This is a genomic window from Macrococcoides goetzii, from assembly GCF_002742385.2.
Taxonomy (GTDB): Bacteria; Bacillota; Bacilli; order Staphylococcales; family Staphylococcaceae; genus Macrococcoides; species Macrococcoides goetzii.
In genome coordinates, this window is sequence record NZ_MJBI02000001.1 from 235,634 (window position 1) to 261,168 (window position 25,535).

The 25,535-nt window shown below is 34.7% G+C and carries 21 protein-coding genes and 1 other RNA gene; 19 read left to right on the forward strand and 3 right to left on the reverse strand.

Going from position 1 to position 25,535, the window contains the following annotated elements; all coding sequences use genetic code 11:
- Window positions 1-9: 9 nt before the first annotated feature.
- From ruvB to BFS35_RS01300, 18 genes are all read left to right on the forward strand, one after another.
- Window positions 10-1,023: a Holliday junction branch migration DNA helicase RuvB gene (ruvB, locus tag BFS35_RS01215; RefSeq protein ID WP_099580100.1), complete on the forward strand. Its 1,014-nt coding sequence runs from the start codon at window positions 10-12 to the stop codon at window positions 1,021-1,023.
- Between the two features lie 2 nt (window positions 1,024-1,025).
- Window positions 1,026-2,048, forward strand: a complete 1,023-nt coding sequence (gene queA, locus BFS35_RS01220; protein ID WP_099580102.1) for a tRNA preQ1(34) S-adenosylmethionine ribosyltransferase-isomerase QueA — start codon at window positions 1,026-1,028, stop codon at window positions 2,046-2,048.
- 14 nt (window positions 2,049-2,062) lie between these two features.
- Window positions 2,063-3,202, forward strand: a complete 1,140-nt coding sequence (gene tgt / locus BFS35_RS01225) for a tRNA guanosine(34) transglycosylase Tgt (RefSeq protein ID WP_096076267.1) — start codon at window positions 2,063-2,065, stop codon at window positions 3,200-3,202.
- A gap of 10 nt (window positions 3,203-3,212) precedes the next feature.
- Window positions 3,213-3,485, forward strand: a complete 273-nt coding sequence (gene yajC, locus BFS35_RS01230) for a preprotein translocase subunit YajC (RefSeq protein WP_372486727.1) — start codon at window positions 3,213-3,215, stop codon at window positions 3,483-3,485.
- Window positions 3,486-3,660: 175 nt separating this feature from the next.
- Window positions 3,661-5,952 carry a protein translocase subunit SecDF gene (gene secDF / locus BFS35_RS01235; RefSeq protein WP_099580104.1) on the forward strand — a complete coding sequence of 764 codons (2,292 nt, stop codon included), beginning with the start codon at window positions 3,661-3,663 and terminating at the stop codon, window positions 5,950-5,952.
- A 112-nt stretch (window positions 5,953-6,064) separates the two neighbouring features.
- On the forward strand, window positions 6,065-7,168 hold the full coding sequence (locus tag BFS35_RS01240; RefSeq protein ID WP_158554224.1) for a mandelate racemase/muconate lactonizing enzyme family protein: 1,104 nt from the start codon (window positions 6,065-6,067) through the stop codon (window positions 7,166-7,168).
- A gap of 89 nt (window positions 7,169-7,257) precedes the next feature.
- Window positions 7,258-8,370, forward strand: coding sequence for an amidohydrolase (locus tag BFS35_RS01245; protein ID WP_099580108.1), 1,113 nt, complete (start codon window positions 7,258-7,260; stop codon window positions 8,368-8,370).
- 60 nt (window positions 8,371-8,430) lie between these two features.
- A complete protein-coding gene (gene recJ / locus BFS35_RS01250; RefSeq protein WP_407943219.1) occupies window positions 8,431-10,686 on the forward strand; it encodes a single-stranded-DNA-specific exonuclease RecJ in 2,256 nt (751 codons plus the stop codon).
- 40 nt (window positions 10,687-10,726) lie between these two features.
- The gene (locus BFS35_RS01255) at window positions 10,727-11,248 is read left to right on the forward strand and encodes an adenine phosphoribosyltransferase (protein ID WP_099580112.1); all 522 of its coding nucleotides are present in this window, start codon (window positions 10,727-10,729) and stop codon (window positions 11,246-11,248) included.
- A 116-nt stretch (window positions 11,249-11,364) separates the two neighbouring features.
- The gene (locus BFS35_RS01260) at window positions 11,365-13,554 is read left to right on the forward strand and encodes a RelA/SpoT family protein (RefSeq protein WP_099580114.1); all 2,190 of its coding nucleotides are present in this window, start codon (window positions 11,365-11,367) and stop codon (window positions 13,552-13,554) included.
- Between the two features lie 10 nt (window positions 13,555-13,564).
- The gene (dtd, locus tag BFS35_RS01265) at window positions 13,565-14,017 is read left to right on the forward strand and encodes a D-aminoacyl-tRNA deacylase (protein WP_099580116.1); all 453 of its coding nucleotides are present in this window, start codon (window positions 13,565-13,567) and stop codon (window positions 14,015-14,017) included.
- On the forward strand, window positions 14,014-14,874 hold the full coding sequence (locus BFS35_RS01270; RefSeq protein ID WP_099580118.1) for an N-acetylmuramoyl-L-alanine amidase: 861 nt from the start codon (window positions 14,014-14,016) through the stop codon (window positions 14,872-14,874). Before dtd ends, BFS35_RS01270 begins: the two co-directional genes overlap by 4 nt.
- Before the next feature lie 303 nt (window positions 14,875-15,177).
- A complete protein-coding gene (gene hisS, locus BFS35_RS01275) occupies window positions 15,178-16,440 on the forward strand; it encodes a histidine--tRNA ligase (RefSeq protein ID WP_099580120.1) in 1,263 nt (420 codons plus the stop codon).
- A gap of 1 nt (window position 16,441) precedes the next feature.
- Window positions 16,442-18,247 (forward strand): aspartate--tRNA ligase, encoded by a 1,806-nt coding sequence (gene aspS, locus BFS35_RS01280; protein WP_099580122.1) that lies wholly within the window; start codon window positions 16,442-16,444, stop codon window positions 18,245-18,247.
- Between the two features lie 41 nt (window positions 18,248-18,288).
- Window positions 18,289-18,478: non-coding RNA, 6S RNA (gene ssrS / locus BFS35_RS01285), on the forward strand.
- A gap of 101 nt (window positions 18,479-18,579) precedes the next feature.
- Window positions 18,580-19,344 carry a tRNA threonylcarbamoyladenosine dehydratase gene (locus BFS35_RS01290; RefSeq protein WP_099580124.1) on the forward strand — a complete coding sequence of 255 codons (765 nt, stop codon included), beginning with the start codon at window positions 18,580-18,582 and terminating at the stop codon, window positions 19,342-19,344.
- 156 nt (window positions 19,345-19,500) lie between these two features.
- Window positions 19,501-20,430: an ABC transporter ATP-binding protein gene (locus BFS35_RS01295; protein WP_099580126.1), complete on the forward strand. Its 930-nt coding sequence runs from the start codon at window positions 19,501-19,503 to the stop codon at window positions 20,428-20,430.
- Window positions 20,423-21,412, forward strand: a complete 990-nt coding sequence (locus BFS35_RS01300) for an ABC transporter permease (protein ID WP_099580128.1) — start codon at window positions 20,423-20,425, stop codon at window positions 21,410-21,412. The genes BFS35_RS01295 and BFS35_RS01300 overlap by 8 nt, the downstream gene beginning before the upstream one ends.
- 22 nt (window positions 21,413-21,434) lie before the next feature.
- Here BFS35_RS01300 and BFS35_RS01305 read toward each other — a convergent pair whose 3' ends face one another.
- Entirely contained in the window at window positions 21,435-22,682 is a 1,248-nt protein-coding gene (locus BFS35_RS01305) for a replication-associated recombination protein A (protein ID WP_099580148.1), read from the reverse strand.
- A gap of 105 nt (window positions 22,683-22,787) precedes the next feature.
- Here BFS35_RS01305 and cymR point away from each other — a divergent pair, with 105 nt between their 5' ends.
- Window positions 22,788-23,207 (forward strand): cysteine metabolism transcriptional regulator CymR, encoded by a 420-nt coding sequence (gene cymR, locus BFS35_RS01310; RefSeq protein ID WP_099580130.1) that lies wholly within the window; start codon window positions 22,788-22,790, stop codon window positions 23,205-23,207.
- A gap of 38 nt (window positions 23,208-23,245) precedes the next feature.
- On the opposite strand, the gene BFS35_RS01315 is transcribed toward cymR, so the two are convergent.
- Together BFS35_RS01315 and BFS35_RS01320 are read right to left on the reverse strand one after the other, a co-directional pair.
- Window positions 23,246-24,247: an LLM class flavin-dependent oxidoreductase gene (locus tag BFS35_RS01315; protein ID WP_099580132.1), complete on the reverse strand. Its 1,002-nt coding sequence runs from the start codon at window positions 24,245-24,247 to the stop codon at window positions 23,246-23,248.
- Window positions 24,248-24,512: 265 nt separating this feature from the next.
- Window positions 24,513-25,403: a nuclease-related domain-containing protein gene (locus BFS35_RS01320; protein ID WP_158554225.1), complete on the reverse strand. Its 891-nt coding sequence runs from the start codon at window positions 25,401-25,403 to the stop codon at window positions 24,513-24,515.
- Between the last annotated feature and the right edge of the window lie 132 nt (window positions 25,404-25,535).

Consider the following 25,535-nt stretch of genomic DNA (forward strand, 5'->3'; position numbering starts at 1 on the left):
TTGAAATGATTGGATGACAGAATTATAGATGATACACTTTTAAACTCAGAGGAACTGCAAGATGAATTAAGTCTGCGTCCGACAAAACTTTCTCAGTATATTGGCCAGGAAAAGATTAAACATAATCTGGATGTATTTATTCAGGCAGCAAAATTGCGTAACGAATCACTAGACCATGTGCTGTTATATGGTCCACCCGGCTTAGGTAAGACAACACTTGCTACAATTGTAGCGAATGAACTTGATGTCAATATTAGGACGACTTCAGGACCGTCTATAGAACGTCCGGGAGATTTAGCAGCAATTCTTTCAAGTTTAAATGCAGGAGATGTGCTTTTTATCGATGAAATTCATCGTTTAAGTAGAGTAGTTGAAGAAGTATTATATCCTGCTATGGAAGACTTTATGTTAGACATCGTGGTAGGTAAAGGTGAAGAGGCAAGAAGTATTCGTATCGAATTACCACCTTTCACTTTGATTGGTGCGACAACGCGTGCCGGTAGTCTTTCAGCACCTTTACGTGACCGTTTCGGAGTCCATTTAAGACTTGATTACTATTCTATTGATGATTTGTCTCAAGTTGTGAGCCGTACAGCTGATGTGTTTGATGTAGCAATTGATGATGCATCAGTCACAGAACTGGCCATGCGTAGCCGTGGTACTCCACGTATCGCTAATCGATTGTTACGTCGTGTACGTGATTTTGCACAAGTTAAAAATGATGGTCATATTGATTTTGAAATCACATCAAATGCACTGAATTTATTACAGGTTGATGCGTATGGATTAGATCATATCGATCATAAAATATTAATGGCTATCATTGAAAGATATAACGGTGGACCGGTTGGACTGGATACGATAGCAGTGTCCATCGGTGAGGAACGCATGACACTTGAAGATGTTTATGAACCTTATTTAATTCAAAAAGGCTTTTTAGAACGTACACAACGGGGTCGTGTAGCCACACCACTTGCTTATGAACATTTTAATATTCCGTTTGATAATGAAAAGAGGAAATAAAGTTGGATATAAATGAATTTGATTTTGCACTACCAGAAAAATTAATTGCACAAACGCCTTTGCTTGATCGTACAGCAAGTCGATTACTTGCTTTAAACAAAGTAACTGGAGAGATCACGCATACACATTTTAAATCTATAATTGATTATTTAAATGAAGGTGATACGCTTGTTCTTAATGATACGAAAGTTATGCCGGCACGTCTTTTTGGTGTTAAAAGTGATACAGGTGCCAAAATAGAAATGTTGATGCTTACTGAACACGATAATGGCTGGGAAGTTTTGATTAAACCCGCAAAGCGCGTTCAAAAAGGAACTGAAGTATATTTTGGGGATGGTAAGATTATTGCGACATGTGTTGATATACTTGAACAAGGTGGTCGTATCATGCAGCTTAAGTATGATGGGATTTTACAGGAACGACTTGATGAATTAGGTTTAATGCCGTTACCACCTTATATAAAGGAAACACTTGATGATCAGGATCGTTATCAAACAGTGTATGCAAAAGCTGTTGGCTCAGCTGCAGCACCTACGGCTGGTCTTCACTTTACAAAAGAATTATTAGCAGCAATAGAAGAAAAAGGCGTTAACATTGCTTATATCACATTGCATGTCGGTCTAGGGACATTCAGACCAGTAAGTGTGGATTCGATTGAAGATCATGATATGCACAGTGAATACTACGAGATGACTACAGAAACTGCACAATTGTTAAATCGTACAAAAGCGAGTGGCAAACGCATTATCTCTGTAGGTACTACTTCAACACGAACACTAGAGACGATTGCAGATGAAAATGGTCACTTTGAAGCACAAAGTGGATGGACAGATATCTTCATCTATCCAGGTTATAAATTTAAGGCGATAGATGCAATGATAACAAACTTCCATCTGCCTAAGTCAACACTTGTAATGTTAGTATCAAGTTTAGCAACAAGAGAATTTATATTAGATGCTTATCATGAAGCTGTTAAAGAAGAATATCGCTTCTTTAGTTTCGGAGATGCAATGTTTATTTATTAAAAAGGAGAACATTTATGCCAGCAGTAACTTATGAACATATAAAAACTTGTAAACAATCTGGAGCGCGACTAGGTATTGTCCATACACCACATGGTTCTTTTGAAACACCGATGTTTATGCCAGTTGGAACGCAAGCAACAGTAAAAACGATGAGTCCGGAAGAATTAAAAGCAATGAACGCTAAAATTATTCTAAGTAATACATACCACTTATGGCTTCGACCAGGGAGTGATATCATTCGCGAAGCGGGTGGATTACACAAATTTATGAACTGGGATAGACCCATCTTAACAGATAGCGGTGGCTTTCAAGTATTTAGTTTAAGTGATATGCGTAAGATTGAAGAAGAAGGTGTACATTTCAGACATCATTTAAATGGTTCTAAATTATTCTTAAGTCCTGAAAAAGCAATGCATATTCAAAATGATTTAGGATCAGACATTATGATGGCATTTGATGAATGTCCACCAATGCCTGCTACGTATGAGTATGTAAAAGCGAGTATCGAAAGGACTAGTCGCTGGGCTGAACGCTGTTTAGAAGCGCATCAAAGACCAAATGATCAGGCATTATTCGGTATTATCCAGGGTGGAGAATATGAGGATTTACGTACACAATCTGCGAAAGATTTAGTTTCATTAGATTTTCCGGGATACGCGATTGGTGGTTTATCTGTAGGAGAACCTAAACCAATCATGTATAGAATGTTAGAGCATACGACACCACTCATGCCATTTGATAAACCACGTTATTTAATGGGCGTTGGATCTCCTGATGCACTCATTGAAGGTGCAATTCGTGGTATTGATATGTTTGACTGTGTATTGCCAACACGTATTGCACGTAATGGCACATGTATGACAAGCAAAGGACGCGTTGTCGTAAAGAATGCGAAATACGAACGTGATTATACGCCACTTGATGAAAATTGTGATTGTTACACTTGCAAAAATTATACGAAAGCATATATTCGTCACTTAATTAAAGCTGATGAGACTTTTGGAATTCGCTTAACGACAATCCATAATTTACATTTCTTATTGAATATGATGGAACAGGTAAGAGAAGCAATTCGTAATGATCGTCTACTTGATTTCAAGGAAGAATTCTTTGAAGCATACGGTTTAAATGTTGAAAATCCAAAAAACTTCTAGGAGGACTATTATGACACCAGAAATGCAGGCAATTATCGTACAAATATTACCTTTAATCGTATTATTATTTGTGGCATATTTTTTAATGATCAGACCACAGCAAAAAAGAACAAAAGAACAACAGGAACTACTTAGAAACTTAAAAAGAGGCGACAAAGTTGCAACGATTGGTGGGCTACAAGGAACTGTGAAATCAGTTGATGCAAACTTTGTAACGATCATTGTCAATAACAAAGGTACAGAAATGACTTTTGATAAGATGGCAATCAAAAAAGCTAAGTAATGGTATTGACTATTAAAATTACATAAAATTTTAGCCAAAAAAATCGTAATAAATTAAATATTTTTATATATTTATCAAATTTTACACATCTTTAATATCGTTTTAAGTTGAGGTTATGTTATTATTTATTACATTGGTAAAATGTGTTTTTAAATTTGAGTTTTGAGGTGGAACTGTGAAAAAACGTAGCAGATTAATAGCGTTACTGTTATTAACAATACTTTTGTTTAGCTCAATGGGTGTAACAGTAAAAGGTATTATGGAGAAAGTAAATCTGGGATTAGATTTACAAGGTGGTTTTGAAGTACTTTATAAAGTAGATAAATTAGATAAAAACGACAAAATCGATAGTGAAGTCGTTAAAGCGACGAGTAAGACACTTGAATCGCGTGTCAATGTTTTAGGGGTATCAGAACCAAAAATTCAGATAGAAAATAATGACAGAATTCGTGTTCAGCTTGCTGGTGTTAAAAATCAAAATGAAGCACGAGAGATTTTATCTACAAGTGCGAACCTTACGATTCGTGACGCTAATGATAAATTACTTCTTTCAGGTAAAGATTTAGTACAAGGTGGTGCTAAACAAGCATTTGATCAAAATAGCAATGCACCTGTTGTTACCTTAAAATTAAAATCAGCGAAAAAATTTGCTGATGTTACACGTAAGATTTCAAAACAGAACCCTAATATAATGGTTATCTGGATGGACTTTGAAGAAGGTAAAGATAGCTATAAAAAAGAAGCTAAGCGTGAACAGGCTGGAAAAGAACCGAAATATGTGAGTGCTGCCGGCGTATCACAGGAAATCAATTCGCAAAATGTTGAGATTTCAGGTGGATTCCAGGGTGAAGAAGGATTAATACGTGCAAAACAAATTGCTGACTTATTAAACTCAGGTTCACTACCTGTTAAACTAACAGAAGTTTATTCAACTTCTGTTGGTGCTCAGTTTGGTCAAGATGCGTTACATGATACAATGTTAGCATCTGCAGTCGGAGTAGGATTAATTTTCTTATTTATGATTTTTTATTACCGTCTACCAGGTATATTAGCTGTCATCTCTTTATCTGCTTATATTTGGTTAACGATGATTGCATTTAATATGATTCATGGTGTACTTACGTTACCGGGTATTGCAGCGTTAGTGTTAGGTGTAGGTATGGCCGTTGATGCTAATATCATCATGTATGAACGTATTAAAGATGAATTGAAGATTGGGCGTAGCGTAAAACAGGCATTTAAAAAAGGATCTAGTTCATCATTTTTAACGATACTCGATGCCAACCTAACGACAGTACTTGCTGCTTTAGTATTATTCTTCTTAGGAACAAGTAGTGTTAAAGGTTTTGCGACAATGCTATTACTAGGTATCTTAATGATCTTTATTACACAAGTATTCTTTACACGTATATTATTAGGTCTTGCTGTAAACTCTGGATTCTTTGATAAGAAATTTAGTTTCTTCGGCGTGAATAGTAAACAGCGACATCACCTTTCTGAAGGCATCGATGTACATGACCTGAAGACTCGATGGGACCGTATTGATTTTGTAAAACTTGCGAAACCTTTACTTGCAGGATCATTAGCCTCAATTATTATCGGAAGTATTATCATTGCGCTAATGGGATTAAATTTAGGCATTGACTTTAAATCAGGATCACGTGTAGATGTGAAGAGCGATCAAGTGATAAAAGTCGACGATGTGAAAACCTCATTAAAATCTTTAGATTTAGAAACTGATAATATTATTGTTAATTCTGATACAAATAAAACAGCTGTAATTCAATTTAAAGATCCTTTGACTAAAAATCAAATTAGAGATTTAAAATCTGACTTTGATAAGAAATTCGGACATGAGCCGAATGTAAATACTGTTTCTAGTGAAATTGGTAAAGAATTAGCAAAAAATGCGATTAAATCTGTAATCATTGCTTCGATCGGTATCATCATCTATGTAACATTCCGATTTGAATGGAGAATGGGTTTAACATCTGTACTTTCGTTACTACATGATGCATTTTTAATTATAGCTTTCTTCAGTATCTTCAGATTCGAAGTTGATGTTACATTTATCGCAGCGATTCTGACAATTATCGGTTACTCAATTAACGATACAATCGTTACATTTGACCGTGTGCGTGAGAATCTTCATAAGATGAAAGTAATTACACGTCCGGAACAGATTGATGAGATTGTTAATAGTTCTATTCGACAAACATTAACGCGATCAATCAACACTGTTCTAACTGTAATTATCGTAGTTTTTGCACTGATGTTACTAGGAGCATCTAGTATCTTTAACTTCTCGCTTGCATTACTTGTCGGTTTAATTTCCGGGGTATTCAGTTCAATCTTTATTGCTGTTCCGCTTTGGGGTATCCTGAAAAAACGTCAACTTAAAGCAAATGGCGGACGATTAACAGTATATGAAGAAAAGAAAGCGAATGATGAAAAGATATATGTATAAATAAAAAAGGAAAAATCATGTATAGTCATGATTTTTCTTTTTTTTGTATAAATTTCACAAATTACATTAAAATTTTATTATGATGAATATAACAGTCATTTGGAGGAGAATTATGAAAATCACAAAAATTATTGGCCATTATATTCAACTACCTTTGAAAGAACCTTTTATTATTAATTATGCTACTTACGATAGCATGCACTCAGTAATCGTAGAAATACATACGGATACGGGTATTGTAGGATATGGTGAAGGCGTTGCTGATGAGCATGTTACGGGGGAAAGTGCAGCTGGCATATATGCTAATCTGGAAATAATAGTGCCTAAGCTTATCGGAAAAAATCCATTAAATATTGAAGGAATTCATTTATTACTCGATGAAATGATTTTAGGTAATCCCGCATTGAAGGCAAGTATAGATATCGCATTGTATGATATTTTAGGTAAGCACGCTAATTTACCAATTTATCAGCTGCTTGGAGGTAAAACTGTTGATAGACTGGATTACGCAAAAGTATTAAGTGTTAAACATATTGAAGAAACTAAAGAAGATATCGATATTTTACTCGAATCCGGGTATAAGGTTATAAAAGTTAAGCTTGGTGGAAATATATTTGATGATATTTTGAAATTAAAACAGATTTTAGAATATATTAAAGACATAGATGCAACTGTTCGTGTTGACTGTAATCAAGCATGGTCAAATCCAAAGACAATCGTACAAGCTTTGAGATCAATAGAAGATTCGAAATTAAAATGGATTGAACAACCATTGAAATATAATGATATTGAAGGCATGAAATATTTATATGAAAATATGAATGTAAATCTAATGGCAGATGAAATGATTAAAGATGTCCATGATTTAGCAAGACTCAAAACACCACATTTTGATTTATTAAATGTGAAATTAATGAAGTGTGGCGGAATTCATAATGCGGTTAAGTTAATACGATTTGCAGAAGGTTTAGGCATTGAATGTCAAATCGGATCAATGGTGGAATCTTCTATTGGTAGTGCTGCAGGGTATCATACAGCAATGGCATTAAATAATGTTAAATCCACGGAACTTACAGGACCTTTATTATTCAGTCAGGATATTGGCGATTTAAAATATGATATACCGTTTGTTGATTTAGGGGATGCACCTGGATTAGGTATTACTATCAATAAAGAAACATTAGCAGCATTAACTGTAAAAAAATTTGAAGTATGAATAATTTAATTATTAATTATATTGATAATTAATAATATATAATTTAAATAATAAATATATTTAAAGAATTTTATAAAAAGGGGATTAACATGAATAACACAGATTTTCATGATAGGATATTAGACATTAATCGTGAACTGAATTTAAGAGCTGAAGTAAGTTGGGATGAAGAGAAAACAACGAAATACATTGAAAAGTTATTTAGAGATGACTATGAAGTACATCGTTTTAACAAGACGGGACTATATATAAAAATACCTGGTGAAATTGATAAGACAGTAGCATTTAGAAGTGATATTGATGCGCTGCCTTATAATTTTGAAGATGGTTTGAAAGTAATCCATGCGTGTGGTCATGACGCGCATATGACGACATTGATCGGTCTGTTATTTAAACTGAAATTAACAAACTATCAACCAAAATATAATTTATTATTCATCTTCCAACCAGCTGAAGAAGCTGGAAGCGGTGCAAAATATGTTTTAGAACATGATATTTTAAATGATGTTGAATATATGTTTGGTATGCATGTCAGACCTAAAAATGAATTGAAAGGAAATGAATTCTCGAGCAGTATCCAGCATGGAGCGAGCGCAACGCTTCACGTAGATATAACAACGACTGAAGGTCATGCGGGTCGACCATGGGAATCTATCAATAGCATTGATATTGCAATGACACTAAATCAAAAAATAAAAGCACTGAACAATGAAAAAGACAGATCTTATTCTGTGAAGATGACGACGATTGAAACACTTGGAGGCACACATAATACGATTCCTGGAACGGTAAATTGTGTGTTTGATGTACGAGCACAATACAATGATAAAATGGCTGCTTTACAAGAAAATATAGATAACATCTGTGAAATGATAAAAGGCCAGTATGAGTGTACATTAAAATATTATTATACAAGTAATACAGTAGCAGCTGAAGTAAGTGATGAAGCAAGAAATATCTTAACAGAAGTGTTACGTGAACAGCAGCATGATTATATTGAAACGATTGTAACGCCTGGTGCAGAAGATTTTCATACATATTCTAACACATTACCTGAAATAAAAACGACGATGCTAGGTATAGGATGTAATATGAATCACGGATTACATCATCCTGAAATGAAATATGATAAAGAATCGATATTTACTGCTATTAATATTTATTATGATGTGATTAAAAAACTAGATAAAAAAGTAAGTTAATTTGGAGGCATTCATTTTCTAAAATGAATGCCTTCATGTATAATTCTAGAGTGTAGGGGGATTGTTATGAAGAAAATGAAATGGCAAGTGTCAAGGATAGAAAATACAATTCCTGATGACTTAATTAAAAAATATAAAATTTCTAGTATCAATCAAAAAATATTAAATGCACGAAATATTGTTACAGACGAACAGCTTAATGATGTGTTTTCTGAAGGTAGTATTCATGATCCGTTTTTAATGTTTGAAATGGAAAAAGCAATAGTAAGAATAAAAACAGCAATTGAAAACGGTGAACCGATTCTTGTTTATGGTGATTATGATGCAGATGGTGTGACAAGTACTACAGTACTTGTTAAAACTTTAGAATCCATGGGCGCTATAGTCGGCTGGTATATTCCGAATCGATTTACTGAAGGATATGGACCGAATGAAGATGCATTTCGTCAGGCAGCAGATGAAGGCGTTAAATTAATTATTACAGTTGATAATGGCATTCAAGGTCATCATGAAATTGATGTTGCCAATGAACTTGGAATAGATGTCATTATTACTGATCATCATGAAATTGGTGAGACTTTACCGAAGGCTTTTGCAATCATTCATCCGATGCACCCCGAAGGTACTTATCCTTTTGGACATCTTGCAGGAGTGGGGGTTGCATATAAAGTAAGTCATGCACTGCTTGGAGAACAAAATGAACAATATTTACCGTTTGTTGCGATAGGAACAATCAGCGATCTTGTTTCAATGACCGGAGAAAATAGAGCGTTGGTAAAGCGAGGCCTTAAAATACTTAATCAGACGCCACCTGTTGGAGTAGCAGCGCTATTAAAACAAGCAGGTTTCTCAGGAATGATCGATGAAGAGACAATAGGTTTTATTATTGGTCCGAGATTAAATGCTGTTGGACGTCTGGATGATGCAAGAATTGCTGCAGAACTTTTACAGCTGGATGACCCTGAGGAAGCGGAATGGATGGCTGAACAAGTTGATAGTTTCAATGTTGAACGTAAAGCGATTGTAGAGACAATTACACAGGAAGCGATGATTGAAGCAGAAGAGAAAATCAGTAACGGTAATCGTTTTTTAGTGCTTGCTAAAGAAAATTGGAACGAAGGTGTCCTTGGTATAGTTGCGAGTCGTATCGTTGAACAATATAATCTGCCGGCCATCGTTTTAAATATAGATTATGTGAATGACTACGCAAAGGGTTCAGCACGTAGTGTTGAACAGATATCCATGTATGAAAGTCTTGACCAGGCACGAGAATTGATTACGAAGTTTGGTGGTCATCATATGGCAGCTGGTTTGACGTTACCAATCGATCAAATTGAACAATTAGAACGTAGTATCAATCAGTATTTGGAAAGCGTATTAGATGGTGAACCGATAACTTCTCAGTTATATATCGATACTGTTATTGATATGGATGATATTACAGTAAAAAATATTAGTGATATTGAATTACTACGACCATTTGGAACAGATTTTAAAGCACCGGTAATAGGTTTATATGACCAGACAATCAATGAGATTAAACAAATTGGGCAAAATGCAGCACATTTAAAGTTTAAAACAATGTCTGATTTGAATTGTTTAATGTGGAAACAAGGTGACTTAATCAATGAATTTCCTTCAGGAGCTGTTGTTAATTTAGCAGGTTCACTTCAACTCAATGAATGGAATGGCAATGTTTCACCGCAAATGATTGTGCAGGCTATGCAATCAGATAATATTAAAATGATTGATTTTCGTAATGCGCATCCAAGAAAATTTGAATTTTTAAAGGATGAACAAGTTGCTTATGTTATCCATCCAGGTAAGCAAAAAATCAACGAAAATTACTATTATTATGGCGAATCTGTATTTGGGCATGATAAAATAGTATTTAGAGATATCCCACATGATTTTGACAGTTTCAAAAGAACTTTTGATACAAATGATGCTGATACTATGTATTTAATTTTTCATAAGAAAAATCAAATTTACTTTGAAGGTATGCCAAGTATCGAAAAATTCAAATTATTATTTAAATGTTTTAAAATGAAGCCTGTCATTGATTTAAAGACAGATGGGGGTTATCTTATTGATTTACTGAAGGTGAAACCTGATACTTTACTATTTATGTTAGAAGTATACAAAGATTTAAACTTTATTTATCAATCTGAATTAACATATCATTTAAATGAAACGATTGAAAAGGCGGAAATTCAGTCGTCAGGAACGTATAAAAAAAGATTAAATGCTTTGAAATTAGAACAGACTTTCCTGTTCTCAACATTTGTCAGTTTAAAACAACAAATTATGGAATAATATTAAAAAAATAAATGAATTTTATTGTGGAGGCACAAAGATGGATTTAAAAAAGTATATTGCAGAAGTGAAAGACTGGCCAAAAGAAGGAATTAGCTTTAAAGATATAACAACTTTGATGGATAATGGTGAAGCATATGCCTATGCTACAGATCAGATCGTTAATTTCGCACGTGAAAAAGAGATTGATATCGTAGTTGGACCAGAGGCACGTGGATTCATTATTGGATGTCCAGTCGCTTATGCAATGAACATTGGCTTTGCACCTGTTAGAAAAGAAGGTAAATTACCAAGGGAAGTTATTCGTTATGAATATGATCTTGAATATGGAAGTAATGTGTTAACGATGCACAAAGATGCGATTAAACCGGGTCAACGTGTTTTAATAACAGATGATTTACTGGCAACAGGTGGTACGATAGAAGCAACGATTCAATTAATTGAGCAATTAGGTGGAATTGTTGCAGGTATTGCCTTTATTATAGATTTAAAATATTTAAACGGTATGCAGAAGTTAGAAGGATACGATGTTTTAACATTGGTAGAGTATGACGAGGAATAATAATTTACCGAAAAAGATTGAGTAGCAATAAATTGACTCAGTCTTTTTTATATTTCATTTAAAAATCAATCATAATATAGTATTATTAATACATTATAAAAAGAGGTGGTGATAGAATGAACAATGAATATCCATATACAAAAGATGATGTTCTTGAGATGACAAAAGCATACTTATCTGAAGAGGACTATCAATTCGTTGTTAAAAGCTATCAACTTGCCGAAAAAGCTCATACAGGTCAATTTAGAAAAAATGGTTTGCCATACATAATGCATCCTATTCAAGTAGCTGGAATATTAGCTGAGATGAAATTAGATGGGCCGACAATTGTTGCTGGATTCTTACACGATGTTGTGGAAGATACACCATATACGTATGAGGATTTAAAGGCAATGTTTAACGAAGAAGTTGCATATATTGTAGATGGCGTTACAAAGTTAGAAAAAGTAAAATATCGTTCAAAAGCAGAACAACAGGCAGAAAACCATCGTAAATTGTTTATTGCTATTGCAAAAGATGTGCGTGTTATCTTAGTTAAACTCGCTGATAGATTACATAACATGCGTACATTAAAAGCAATGCCTCACGAAAAACAAGTACGCATTGCAAAGGAAACATTAGAAATTTATGCACCACTTGCTCATCGTCTTGGGATCAATACGATTAAATGGGAGTTAGAAGATATTTCACTAAGATATATTGACAGTATTCAATATTTTAGAATCGTCCATTTAATGAAGAAGAAACGCAGTGAGCGAGAAGCATACATAGAAAATGCCATTGAAAATATTCGCAAAGAGATGGGAATTATGGGCATCCAGGGGGAAATCACCGGTCGCCCTAAACATATTTATAGCATCTATCGTAAGATGGTTAAACAAAAGAAACACTTCGATCAGATTTTTGATTTACTAGCGATTCGTGTATTAGTGGACTCAATTAAAGATTGTTATGCAGTATTAGGATTAGTTCATACATTGTGGAAACCGATGCCGGGAAGATTCAAAGATTATATTGCGATGCCTAAACCAAATATGTATCAGTCCCTTCATACAACAGTTGTCGGACCAAATGGTGATCCATTAGAAATACAGATAAGAACACATGAAATGCATGAAATAGCAGAACATGGGGTAGCTGCACATTGGGCATATAAAGAAGGTAAAACATTAGTCAATCCAGATGAAGCGAAAAATTTAAGCAAGATGAGCTGGATGAAAGAAATTGAAGAAACAGATTCTACATCACCGGATGCTGAAGCATTTATGGAATCACTTAAGTATGATCTACAGTCGGATAAAGTATACGTATTTACGCCGGAAAGTGATGTTGTAGAATTGCCTATTGGTGCTGTTCCGATTGATTTCGCATATGCGGTACATAGTGAAGTCGGAAATAAAATGATCGGTGCGAAAGTAAACGGTAAAATCGTTCCGATTGATTATGAACTTAAAACGGGTGACATCATTGAGATTAGAACTTCAAAACATTCTTATGGGCCAAGTCGGGACTGGTTGAAAATCTGTAAATCAGCTAGCGCTAAAAGTAAGATAAAAAGTTTCTTTAAGAAACAGGACCGTTCGAGTAATGTAGAAAAAGGAAAGTTCATGATTGAAGCAGAGTTAAAAGAGCAGCGTATCAATATAGATGATGTGATGATTGATGAAAATATTGCTGTAGTGATTGAAAAATACAATTTCACATCAATTGATGATGTATATGCTGCTGTTGGATTTGGTGGATTAACAGCATCAGCAGTAGTTAATAAATTAACTGAAAGACACCGTATCAAAGAAAAGGAACAAAAGTTAAATCAAGTACAGGAAGTTAATAAAACGTTAAATGTTAAACGTGATATTCAGACAGAAACTGGTGTTTATGTTGAAGGCATGGACAATATGCTGATAAAATTATCAAAATGTTGTAACCCTGTACCAGGAGATGACATCGTTGGTTATATCACAAAAGGTCACGGGGTAAAGGTCCATCGTACCGAATGCCCAAATGTCGTAAATGAAACTGAACGTTTGATAGATGTTGAATGGGTAAAATCTTCAGAGAACAAGACTTATCAAGTAGACTTAGAAATCACAGCGTATGATCGACTTGGCTTATTAAATGAAGTATTACAGGCAGTAAATGCTACGAAAACAACTTTAACACAAGTTTCTGGTAAAGCTGATATCGATAAAAATGCTAAGATAAATATAAGTATTATGGTGAAGAATGTCAGTGAACTGATGCGCGTTGTTGAAAAAATTAAGCAGTTGAGTGATATATACACAGTAACTAGGATATTAAATTGAGGTGTCAAACATGCGTGTAGTATTACAAAAAGTAAAACAAGCTTCTGTCACTGCAGGAGATTATTTTCAATCGATTGATCAAGGTTACTGTTTGTTGGTTGGAATAGGACAAAATACGACAGAAGAAGATTTAAATGCTGTTGCAAAGAAAATTGTCAATACCCGTATTTTTGAAGATGAACATGGAAAGATGAATTTATCGATTAATGACGTTGGTGGCAAGATTTTATCGATATCACAATTTACTTTATATGCAAATGTCAAAAAAGGTAATCGCCCAAGTTTTACAGATGCCAAGTCGCCTGAAATAGCTAAAGAGATGTATGAAAAATTTAATGACATATTAAGAGGACATCAACTTGAAGTTTTCCCTGGTGTATTTGGTGAAATGATGGATATATCTTTAATTAATGATGGTCCTGTAACGATTTTATTTGAGAGCGTTGAGGGGAAGATACAATGAAGAAGATTGATTTAAGACCTATCCAACGTTCAAGAGTTTTAAGACTAGTGATTTTAGCGCTAGTCACTATATTACTGATCGTCTTATTATTTTGGTTGTTTACGAAGCAAAATAATAAACCGACAACATTATCGATGATAGAAGATGGTGCCCTTCGCACTGGTCCACAAGCGTTTTATCCTATTATTTTTGATGTGAAGAAGGGCGACCATTTTGATATTATAAAGCATACCGGTAAATGGTATTACGTCGATAATGGGGAGAAAAAGGGATGGATTGCTGGGTGGCACACAAATCTCAATATAAAAAAAGATAAGATTGCTGGTGCTAATCCATTTAAAGGGAAAGTCATCATGATAGATCCTGGTCATGGTGGAAATGATCAGGGTGCTTCAAGTAAAGACGGGACGATAGAGAAAGTCATTACTCTGAAGACAAGTTTAATGTTGAAACAGAAGTTAGAAGATGAAGGTGCTACTGTATTGATGACAAGAAACAGTGATGAATATATCAAGTTAAAAAATAGAAAAGGTGCTGCAGATGTATTTATCAGCATTCATGCAGATGCTTTAGAAGCATCTAGTCCACATGGTTTAACCGTATATTATCATCATGATAATCAAAAGGTGCTTGCCGACACATTGCATATGGCGATTAAACAAAAAGCACTGTTATCTGATCGTGGTGTCCGCCAGGAAAACTTCCAGGTGATACGTCAAACGAAGTCACCTGCAGTTTTATTAGAACTGGGCTATATCAGTAATCCTACCGATGAAAAGCTGATGAATGACAAAGTGTACCGTCAAATTATTACGACGAGTATTGTTGATGGTTTGCGTAATTACTTTTTATATTAACTTGACTTTAGCAGATTAACTTAGTAATATAAACCTATTCAAACTTAACAAATACCGTTTTAGTCTATCATTTATAGGAAATTTATTGAATAGAGACATCTATGCTGCTGAAATTAGATGATAAATTCTTATAAGATGTAACAATAGATGAGGTTGTGATATGAAAGTATCACCGTTTTACATGCGTTAAATGTACTAGAGTGGGTACATTTGTACCAATTAGGGTGGCAACACGGAAAATTTTACGTCCCTTATGCATTATTTATGATGCATAAGGGACTTATTTTTTTAGGAGGAAAATTTATGATTAATATACCAAGAGGAACACAGGATATTTTACCGACAGAAACTCCGAAGTGGCGATATATTGAAGATAGATTACATGCAATTGCTGCATCATTTAATTATAAGGAAATTCGTACACCAATATTTGAATCGACAGATTTATTTGCGAGAGGTGTTGGTGATACAACAGACATCGTACAAAAAGAGATGTATACGTTCAAAGATAAAGGTGATAGAAGTATCACACTGCGTCCTGAAGGTACAGCAGCTGTAGTTAGAAGTTATATTGAGAACAAGATGAATGGTGATGCGAATCAACCAATTAAATTATATTATAATGGTCCGATGTTCCGTTATGAACGTAAACAAAAGGGACGTTATCGCCAATTTGTTCAGTTCGGTGTAGAAGCAATAGGAGCAGAAAATCCTGCTATGGATGCTGAAGTCATCCATATGGTGTATTCGATCTATAAGTCATTTGGCTTACAACACGTAAAAATTGTATTAAATTCAATTGGTGATTTGGAAAGCCGTAACATCTATAAAGAAGCATTAGTAAAGCATTTTGAACCACATATCGAGCACTTCTGTAATGATTGTAAAAATCGATTACACACAAATCCAATGCGTATTCTTGATTGTAAAGTTGACCGTGATCAACCATCAGTTAAAAATGCACCAAAAATAACGGAATTCTTAAATGATTATTCTTTAAATTACTATAACGAAGTAAAACGTTATTTAGATATATTAGAAATACCTTATGTAGAGGATGCTAATTTAGTGCGTGGCTTAGACTACTATACCCATACTGCATTTGAAGTAATGAGCGATGCAGAAGGATTTGGCGCGATTACGACACTATGTGGTGGTGGCCGTTATAATGGATTATTAGAGATGCTTGACGGTCCGAAAGAAACTGGAATTGGATTTGCTCTCAGTATTGAACGTCTGCTACTTGCAATCCAAGCAGAAGGTATCGAGCTTGAAACTGAAGAAGCTATCGACTTATATATCGTTACTATGCCTGAAACAGTGGATGCCGGTATTAAGATTTTAGCAGATTTACGTAACAACGGTATTAAAGCTGATATCGACTATTTAAACCGTAAAATGAAAGGACAAATGAAACAAGCAGATCGAATTCATGCCAAAAATACGATAGTGCTTGGTTCAAATGAACTTGAAAGCGGTAAGATAAATGTGAAATCGATGGAAACTGGTGAAAGCACCGAAATTGAGATAGAAAAACTAGCATCATTTATAAAAGGAGAAAAATAACATGGAGAAAAGAACAACATACTGTGGGTTAGTTACAGAAAAATATATAGGACAAGAAGTTATATTAAAAGGATGGGTACAAAAACGACGAGATTTAGGTGGATTAATTTTCATTGATTTACGTGATAGAGAAGGTATCGTGCAAGTTGTATTTAACCCAGATTTCTCTCAAGATGCATTAGCAATAGCAGAAACGATTCGTTCTGAGTACGTTGTTGAAGTAAGAGGAAAAGTAACGGAGCGAGCTGCAGCTGTTGTAAATTCAAAAATCAAAACAGGAAAAATTGAAGTTCAGGTTGCTGAAGTCAACATCATCAATAAATCTGAGACACCACCATTCCAAATCGAAGCAGAAACTGATATTTCTGAAGATATCCGTTTAAAATATCGTTACTTAGATTTACGTCGTGAACCACTTGCGAATACGTTCAAGATGCGTCATCAAATTACACGTGCTGTTCGTAACTATTTGGATGAATCAGGGTTTTATGAAGTTGAAACGCCAGTACTTACAAAGTCAACACCAGAAGGTGCACGTGACTATCTAGTACCTTCACGTGTGCAGGAAGGTAAATTCTTTGCATTGCCCCAATCACCACAAATCTTTAAACAGCTATTGATGATCGGTGGATTCGATAAATACTATCAAATCGTTAAATGTTTCCGTGATGAAGATTTACGTGCGGACCGTCAACCCGAATTTACTCAAATCGATATCGAGATGAGTTTCGTTGATCAGGAAGATGTGATGGCAATGAACGAAGGTATGCTGGCACGAATTATGAAAGATGTGAAAGGGATTGATATTACTACTCCATTCCCGCGTATGACATATGCTGAAGCAATGCGTGATTACGGTATTGATAAACCTGACACACGTTTCGATATGAAATTAAAAACATTAAATGACTTAGCTTCTAAAATGGACTTTAAAGTATTTAGTGAAGCAGTGAAAAACGGTGGTGCGGTAAAAGCAATCGTCGTAAAAGGCGCTGCTGATAAATATTCAAGAAAAGATATTGATGCATTACAAGAGTTCGCAAAAATTTACGGTGCTAAAGGACTTGCCTGGGTAAAAGTTGTTGAAGATGGATTAAACGGGCCAATTGCTAAATTCTTTGATGAAGCTATTACAGCAGAATTGATTAAACTTACTGGTGCTGAAAATGGAGATCTAGTATTATTTGTCGCTGATAAATCATCGGTAGTAAATGCGAGTCTAGCAAACTTACGTAACAAATTAGGTAAAGATTTAGGATTGATTGACGAAAATAAATTTAATTTCTTATGGGTGACAGATTGGCCACTATTTGAATATGACGAAGAGCTAGATCGTTACTTTGCGGCACACCATCCATTTACTGCTCCAAAACCCGAACATTTAGATTTATTGAAGTCAAATCCTGAAGCTGCTGAAGCAAATGCTTATGATGTTGTACTAAATGGTTATGAATTAGGTGGAGGATCAATTCGTATCCACGATCAGGAAGTTCAGGCGCAAATGTTTGAAGCACTTGGCTTTACGAAAGAAGAAGCGGAAGAACAATTTGGTTTCTTGATGAATGCATTTAAGTTCGGTGCACCACCACATGGCGGTATTGCACTCGGATTAGACAGAATGGTGATGTTACTTGCAGGACGTACTAACTTACGTGACGTTATTGCTTTCCCTAAAACAGCATCTGCAACTGATCTTCTTACAGAAGCTCCAAGTGCAGTAGCAACAGCACAGTTAGATGATCTACACATTGCATTAAACATTAAGGAAACTGCGAACACAGAAGAAGAAAAAGAAGATACGAAATAGTTGCAATTAATTAAATATGTGATATTATATAGTCATAAGATAGGTGTCTGAAGAGTTCGATGTTTGTTTATTCTATTTTGACCTAACACTTTTTGATCGGGAGTCTAATAGGTTTTCTTTTAGCGCACACGCCTCACATGGAGGACTTGCAAAATTAGAAACGGGACACCCACCTGTTTATAGCAGGCCAAAATGATCAACACTTAAAACGACGGCTCACTTGGATACTATCGTAAGGCGAGAGACTTTTGTCTCTCGTCTTTTTTTGTAATGATTAAAGCTTACTAATATGATAGGATATATTTATTGACAAAAAGGAATGGAGAAATGAAATGAAACATCAATTTTCAAGAAATGAACTTGCTTATGGTAAAGAAGGTTTAGAAGCACTTAATAACAAGACTGTAATGATATTAGGAGTCGGTGGTGTGGGTTCTTTTGCGGCTGAAGCACTTGCAAGAACAAACATTGGACACATTATTCTGATTGATAAAGATGATGTGGACATTACAAATGTTAACCGTCAGATTCACGCATTAACTACGACGGTTGGTCAGTCAAAAGTTACATTAATGGAAGAGCGTATTAAACTCATTAATCCTGAATGTAAAGTTACACCGCTTCATATGTTCTATACAGATGAAACATACGAAGAAATATTTAAATATAATATTGACTATGTTGTAGATGCAAGTGACACGATTATGTATAAAATTCATTTAATGAAAGAATGTTTAAAACGTAATATTAAAATGATTTCAAGTATGGGTGCTGCGAATAAAACAGACCCAACACGCTTTAAAATTGTAGATATTTCAAAAACACATACAGATCCTATGGCGAAAGTTATTCGTACAAAATTAAAGAAAGATCGTATTCATAAAGGGATTCCAGTCGTATTTAGTGATGAAAGCCCAATCGTTATTCGTGAAGATGTTAAGGCTTATGTTGGAAATGCAGATGCCCCTGTAAGAAAAGCGCAGATGCCGCCATCAAGTAATGCTTTCGTACCAAGCGTTGTTGGGCTGATTTGTGCCAGCTGGGTTGTTAATGACATATTAAAAGACTTTCCGGTGACACGTGTAAAAGATAGATAATAGTTTAATGGTTAATCTTAAAAAGCTGAAGTAAAATCAATGATGATTTCACTTCAGCTTTTTGTATGATACAACCTTAAATTTACCTTAAAAGTTGCTGATAAAAAGTAAATGACTGGATTTTTCATGTATGATGAATATAACGGAGGTGTAAAAATGGAAGAAAATCAATATAGTTTACAGGTTAGCAATTTAAATAAGACGATTAACAAAAGACATATTATTAAAAATTTAAGCTTTGAAGTAAAAAAAGGTGAAGTATTTGGCTTTTTAGGTCCGAACGGTGCAGGTAAGACAACAACAATTCGTATGATTGTGGGCCTTACAACACCTACTTCTGGAGATGTTAAAGTTTTAGGACGTTCAGTATTAGCGAATCGTAGTGAAGTCATGAAAGATATCGGTGCAATCGTTGAAAACCCGGAATTATATCCATTTTTATCAGGTTTAGAAAATTTAAAGCAGTTTGCAAGAATGCAGGATGGAATTTCTAAAGAAGATATTGACCGTGTCGTAAAGTTAGTAGGACTTGAAAATCGGATTAAAGAAAAAGTTGGACGTTATTCATTAGGTATGAGACAACGTCTAGGCCTTGCGCAAGCGTTGCTACATAAGCCAAAAATTTTGATTTTGGATGAACCAACCAATGGTTTAGATCCTGCGGGTATTCGTGAAATTCGTGATTATATTAAAAAGCTAGCACGAGAAGAAAATATGACAGTTATCGTATCGAGTCATTTAATGAGTGAGATGGAACTCATGTGTGATAGATTTGGGATAATTAAGAATGGACAAATGATTCGTATTGAGGATGTTAACACAGTTGTTACTGCGAGTGATATCGTAAAACATGATTTTGATGTCTATCCAATCGATCAGGCAGTTAAGTTCCTAAATGAAAAAGGTGTGCCATTTAAATTGAATAATAACATGCTAGCAATTGACATTGCCTCAAAAGATGTACCGCAACTTGTACGTGATCTTGTAAAAGCTGATGTCGATATTTATGGTGTTACAAAAGAAAAACTTTCACTTGAAGATCGCTTCATGGCATTAACAAAAGAAGGAGGCGGTAGCATTGTTTAAGTTAGTGGTAAATGAATTTAATAAGTATTTTAATCGTCTTGGTACATATATTATGCTGGGAATTATCGTTGCATTTATGATTTTAGGTGTAGTGTTGAATATGCAGTTTGCGAGCAGTATTGATAATAAGACTTATTCGGATAACTGGAAGTCAGAAGTTAAAGAAGATGTTTCGAAATATCAGAAACGATTAGCAGAAATCGCTAAAAAACCAGAAGATAAGAAATCTATGAAAGAATTTACGGATGAAATGACTTTAGGTGACCGTGTAGCTGAATTACAATTCTACCTGAAAAAAGATGTTCAACCACCAGCTAAGAATAATTTTTATCAGACACTTATTGATACAAATGGATTTATTTCATTTGTTACAATCATGCTGATTATCATCTGCAGCAGTTTAATGTCGCGTGAACATCAGCAAGGGACAATTAAGTTGTTATTAATTCGTCCTGCATCCAGATTAAAGATTTTCTTTTCTAAATTTATCTTTGCACTATTAGCATCACTTATATTTTTAGTCTTTACTTATGTAATGACAGCAATCATTTCTTTCTTTACAACAAAGATGAACCCCACAACTGAACTAGCTGTACAAGGCAATAAAGGTTATAAGATGATCAATGTATATGAATTACTAGGTCAACAAATCTTTGCTAATTTTATTTATATCATCACTTTTGCTATCGTTGCTTATGCTTTATCAGTTATTTTTAAGAATACTGCTTTAAGCTTAGGTGTAACTTTTGCGTTAATGTTCTTCGGGGATTTAATCATTATGTTCCTGCAAGGGAAAACGAAGTTGATTGAATTTTTATGGCCGGCCAACTGGAATTTATCTCAGTACCTACCGAATAATCCAGCAGAACTAGCAGATAAAGATTTATCATTTGGCTTTAGTTTAACGTATGATATTGTAATATTAATAATTATAACAGCAGTCGCAGCATGGATCTTTAATAAAAGAGATGTAGCAAACTAATAAACAGGCATTGAGTCATTGCTCAATGCCTGTTTTGCTGTTGTTTAATATTATCATAGATTTGTTTGAATTGTTGTTCTGTCTTGCTAGTAGTCTTTGGTACATAGTATTGTTTTTTCTTAAGCGTATCCGGTAAATATTGCTGAGCGATAAATCCTGACTCAGCACTATGAGGATATTGATAGCCCACACCATTCCCTAAATCTTTCGCACCTTGATAGTGTGCATCTTTTAAGTGTTTAGGGATGGCACCAATTTTGCCGCTTCGTACATCAGATAAAGCAGCGTCAATTGCGGAGATGCCAGAGTTTGATTTCGGTGATAAGCAAAGTTCGATGACAGCTTGCGCGAGTGGAATACGTGCTTCGGGAAATCCGAGTCGTTCAGCAGATTCAATCGCTGCAAGTGTTCTTGAGCCTGCTGAAGGAGAAGCGAGTCCGATATCTTCATAGCTTATGACAAGTAAACGTCTAACTATCGTTGGTAAATCGCCACCTTCGATGAGACGCGCAAGATAATGTAGTGCTGCATCAACATCACTACCACGGATAGATTTTTGGAAAGCACTCATCAAGTCATAGTGCATATCACCATCTTTATCGAATTGAAAGCTGGATTTCTGTAAACAATCCTTCGCATCTTTTAATGTGATTTTTATTGGATTTTTAGTTTCAGCTGATAGGATTGCCAGCTCTAATGCATTTAAGCTCGTTCTAATATCCCCTTGAGCACTTTGCACGAAATGATTGATTGCTGCTTCATCAATTTCGATATCTTCATTTCCATAACCTTTTTCCTTATCGTTTATCGCGCGAAGTAGTGCTGTTTTAATGTCAGCTTCTGTTAAAGGATAAAGCTCAAATATTTGTGTTCTTGATCTTATCGCAGGATTAATTGCATGGTATGGATTACTCGTTGTTGCACCGATTAAAATAATTTGACCATTTTCGAGATGAGGCAACAGAAAATCCTGTTTTCCTTTATCTAGTCGATGAATTTCATCTAAAAGGAGGATAACTTGTCCACTCATTTTAGCTTCTTCTGCAATCATTTGCATATCTTTTTTTGTATTGGTTACTGCGTTTAATTGTCTGAATTTTACTGCTGTACTGCCGGCAATTGCTTTGGCAATACTTGTTTTACCGACACCAGGAGGTCCATAAAGAATCATAGAAGAAAGTCTTTTAGCATTGACCATTCTTCGTATAATTCCTTGTTCACCTACAAGATGCTGCTGTCCGATGACTTCATCAATAGAAGAAGGACGCATTCTATATGCTAAAGGTTCCAATATATTCACTCCTTTAATAAAAGTGTACCTTATTTTATGCCAAAATGTGATAAAATTGATTTATTGAAAAGGGGCGTAATAATTATGAAGATTTCAACTAAAGGTAGATACGGTTTAACTTTGATGATATCACTTGCCAAGCGATATCAGACGAAACCAGTATCATTAAAAATTATCGCAGAAGAAAATAATTTAAGTGACTTGTATTTAGAACAGCTTGTAGGTCCATTAAGAAATGCAGGTCTCATTAAAAGCGTAAGAGGTGCAAAAGGTGGTTACATGTTAATGAAAGCCCCTAAAGAAGTAACAGCAGCGGACATTATCCGTTTACTTGAAGGACCCATTACACCGGTAGAAGGTATTGAAGATGAACCCCCAGCGCAAAAGCAATTGTGGATTGATATACGCGATGCCGTAAAAAAAGTGCTGGATGAAACGACTTTGGAAGATTTAATGAACTATAAAGAAGAGGATATTATCGAAGGTTACATGTTCTACATTTAGGTATGTTCATGAAAAAATAGTTATCGCATGTGCGATAACTATTTTTCTTCTGTAATTTCTTTTAGCCATCTGAAACTTTGATATTGCTTATCAAGATCATAGATATAGCTTACGACAATGAATTCGTCAACATTGAATTCATCCTGAAAAGCTTGTAATTTTCGTTTTACAGTTTCTTTAGAACCTACAAAACCAGTTTGAGTTCGAGACAATGCCATTTGTTTTTCTTGAGGACTCCAAATTGCATCCATATCTTTTACTGGTGGCTGTAGCGGTTGTCTTGCATTACGGATTACACTTAAGAAAAATTGATGCGTGGAAGTCGCCAAGTAATCAGCTTCTTCATCAGTTTCACCGATAATCACATTCGTACCAACCATAACATAAGGTTTGTCCAGATAAACAGACTTCTGGAATAGATTGCGATAAATTGCGATGGCTTCTTTCATCTGTTCAGGTGCAAAGTGTCCTGCAAACGCATAAGGTAAACCGAGACGCGCTGCAAGATGTGCTGAATCTGTTGAAGAACCAAGCACAAATATAGGTACATTCGTATCCGCACCAGGATAAGCTTTTACAAAACCTTGTTTCTCTTCAGGTCCAAAATACTTTAATAATTCCTGAATTTCTTCTGGGAATGTATATACACTATCGTGACGGTCGCGACGTAAAGCACTCGCAGTCATCATATCCGTACCAGGTGCACGACCTAATCCAAGATTCAATCGATCAGGATAAATTGTTGCCATCGTACCAAACTGTTCAGCTACAACTAATGGTGCATGGTTCGGTAGCATTATTCCACCTGAACCAACCTGTATTGATTTTGTATGTTGAAGCACATGATTAATAAGCACTACTGTTGCTGAACTCACAAGACTCGGTGTATTATGGTGCTCAGCAATCCAGTATCGGTTATAACCTAGTTCTTCAGCCAGTTGAGCCAGTGATACCACCTGATCGATTGCATCCTTGTTTGTGTCACCTTTTCTTACTGGCGCTAAATTCAAAATAGAAATAGGAATATTGAGATTAGACATATAATTAACTCCTTTTAATATAGTACCGATAGTTTAGCACTTAGGTCGGGAATTATGATAATTATATGCTTGTGTATAGTAGATGAAATTTTAGCGGAATCTTAGTACAAAAAGTTTCGATACCGCTAAAGGTAATGAGAAATAGCGGAATCGTAGTACAAAAAGTTCCGATACCGCTAAAGGTAATGAGAAATAGCGGAATCGTAGTACAAAAAGTTCCGATACCGCCATAAAAAATTTTATCGAAATAAATATATATATTATTCTATTTTGTAAAGAATAAACTATCCAATAAGTAATAGTGTCGCTTTTTAAAGTATTTTATCTTATTTATAACTATCCATTTCTTAAGATAATCATTTAAAGTACGAACTGAAATAGGCTTATCTATAAATTTATAAAAATCATAAATATCTATTTCATTATCTCCCTTCACCAGACAATAATACTGTAAATTTTTAAATACAATGTCTTCTAAATGATACGATGCTCCACAACTGCGACAAATATATTTTTTTCGACTGCGTTCTCCGAGTAGACTGAAACATTTAGGACAATTCAAACCTTTCTTCAAAGTATGTAATTTCTCAGGATAGTGTTTCAGGAAAGGGTTATATCGCGAACGTAGTTCGAAAATATCGGCAGTAGTATACATTGATGCGCCATGTCGCGATAATTTTTGAAGACATTCCTCCAATCGATTCAAGTGAATAATCGGTAACTTTTTCTCCAAGCCATATATATAGGCATTTTTATTACACCATACTATATAGCCATAAATTTTTAATTGTATGTCATGATAATAGAGTAACTTTTTCAAATGCTGATTTACGGTATTATTCAAACTCGTCAAAGGATTCTTTATTTGTAAATCATCCAGATACCAGTGGCCGTTCTTGATATAAACGTCGCTACTATAATACTTAGCATCAAGAATAATCAGATGGTTTCCTGAGATTATCAAATGATCAATTTGAAAATAACTGCCATCAACTTCAAACAAAATATCATGTATTGTGTCGATTTCTTCAAATTGTGCTATGATTCCTCGAACGTTTTGTTCTCCAGCATTTCCTAATCGTAACTTTTCTAGTTTTTTTGACTGGTTAAAGTCAACATCACGGCTATTTAGAATTTCTAATATGATTCGTTCCAAATGAAATCTCCTCCTATTTATATATAGTTGAAAATCGTTAAAGTATTTTTCAAAATAAGAATCTTTACAATTTTTACAATTAAGTTAATTAGATAGTTTTTTTTCTTAAAGGGTGTTAAGATAAGTTATTGA

What these genes read in the sequence shown, in the direction of transcription:
- BFS35_RS01270 (WP_099580118.1), top strand. Translation starts at nt 14,014, where the DNA reads ATGAAGAAGATTGATTTAAGACCTATCCAACGTTCAAGAGTTTTAAGA.
- BFS35_RS01260 (WP_099580114.1), top strand. Translation starts at nt 11,365, where the DNA reads ATGAACAATGAATATCCATATACAAAAGATGATGTTCTTGAGATGACA.
- BFS35_RS01290 (WP_099580124.1), top strand. Translation starts at nt 18,580, where the DNA reads ATGAAACATCAATTTTCAAGAAATGAACTTGCTTATGGTAAAGAAGGT.
- yajC (WP_372486727.1), top strand. Translation starts at nt 3,213, where the DNA reads ATGACACCAGAAATGCAGGCAATTATCGTACAAATATTACCTTTAATC.
- BFS35_RS01295 (WP_099580126.1), top strand. Translation starts at nt 19,501, where the DNA reads ATGGAAGAAAATCAATATAGTTTACAGGTTAGCAATTTAAATAAGACG.
- cymR (WP_099580130.1), top strand. Translation starts at nt 22,788, where the DNA reads ATGAAGATTTCAACTAAAGGTAGATACGGTTTAACTTTGATGATATCA.
- BFS35_RS01255 (WP_099580112.1), top strand. Translation starts at nt 10,727, where the DNA reads ATGGATTTAAAAAAGTATATTGCAGAAGTGAAAGACTGGCCAAAAGAA.
- tgt (WP_096076267.1), top strand. Translation starts at nt 2,063, where the DNA reads ATGCCAGCAGTAACTTATGAACATATAAAAACTTGTAAACAATCTGGA.
- BFS35_RS01245 (WP_099580108.1), top strand. Translation starts at nt 7,258, where the DNA reads ATGAATAACACAGATTTTCATGATAGGATATTAGACATTAATCGTGAA.
- BFS35_RS01240 (WP_158554224.1), top strand. Translation starts at nt 6,065, where the DNA reads ATGAAAATCACAAAAATTATTGGCCATTATATTCAACTACCTTTGAAA.
- aspS (WP_099580122.1), top strand. Translation starts at nt 16,442, where the DNA reads ATGGAGAAAAGAACAACATACTGTGGGTTAGTTACAGAAAAATATATA.
- BFS35_RS01305 (WP_099580148.1), bottom strand. Translation starts at nt 22,682, where the DNA reads ATGCGTCCTTCTTCTATTGATGAAGTCATCGGACAGCAGCATCTTGTA.
- hisS (WP_099580120.1), top strand. Translation starts at nt 15,178, where the DNA reads ATGATTAATATACCAAGAGGAACACAGGATATTTTACCGACAGAAACT.
- BFS35_RS01315 (WP_099580132.1), bottom strand. Translation starts at nt 24,247, where the DNA reads ATGTCTAATCTCAATATTCCTATTTCTATTTTGAATTTAGCGCCAGTA.
- dtd (WP_099580116.1), top strand. Translation starts at nt 13,565, where the DNA reads ATGCGTGTAGTATTACAAAAAGTAAAACAAGCTTCTGTCACTGCAGGA.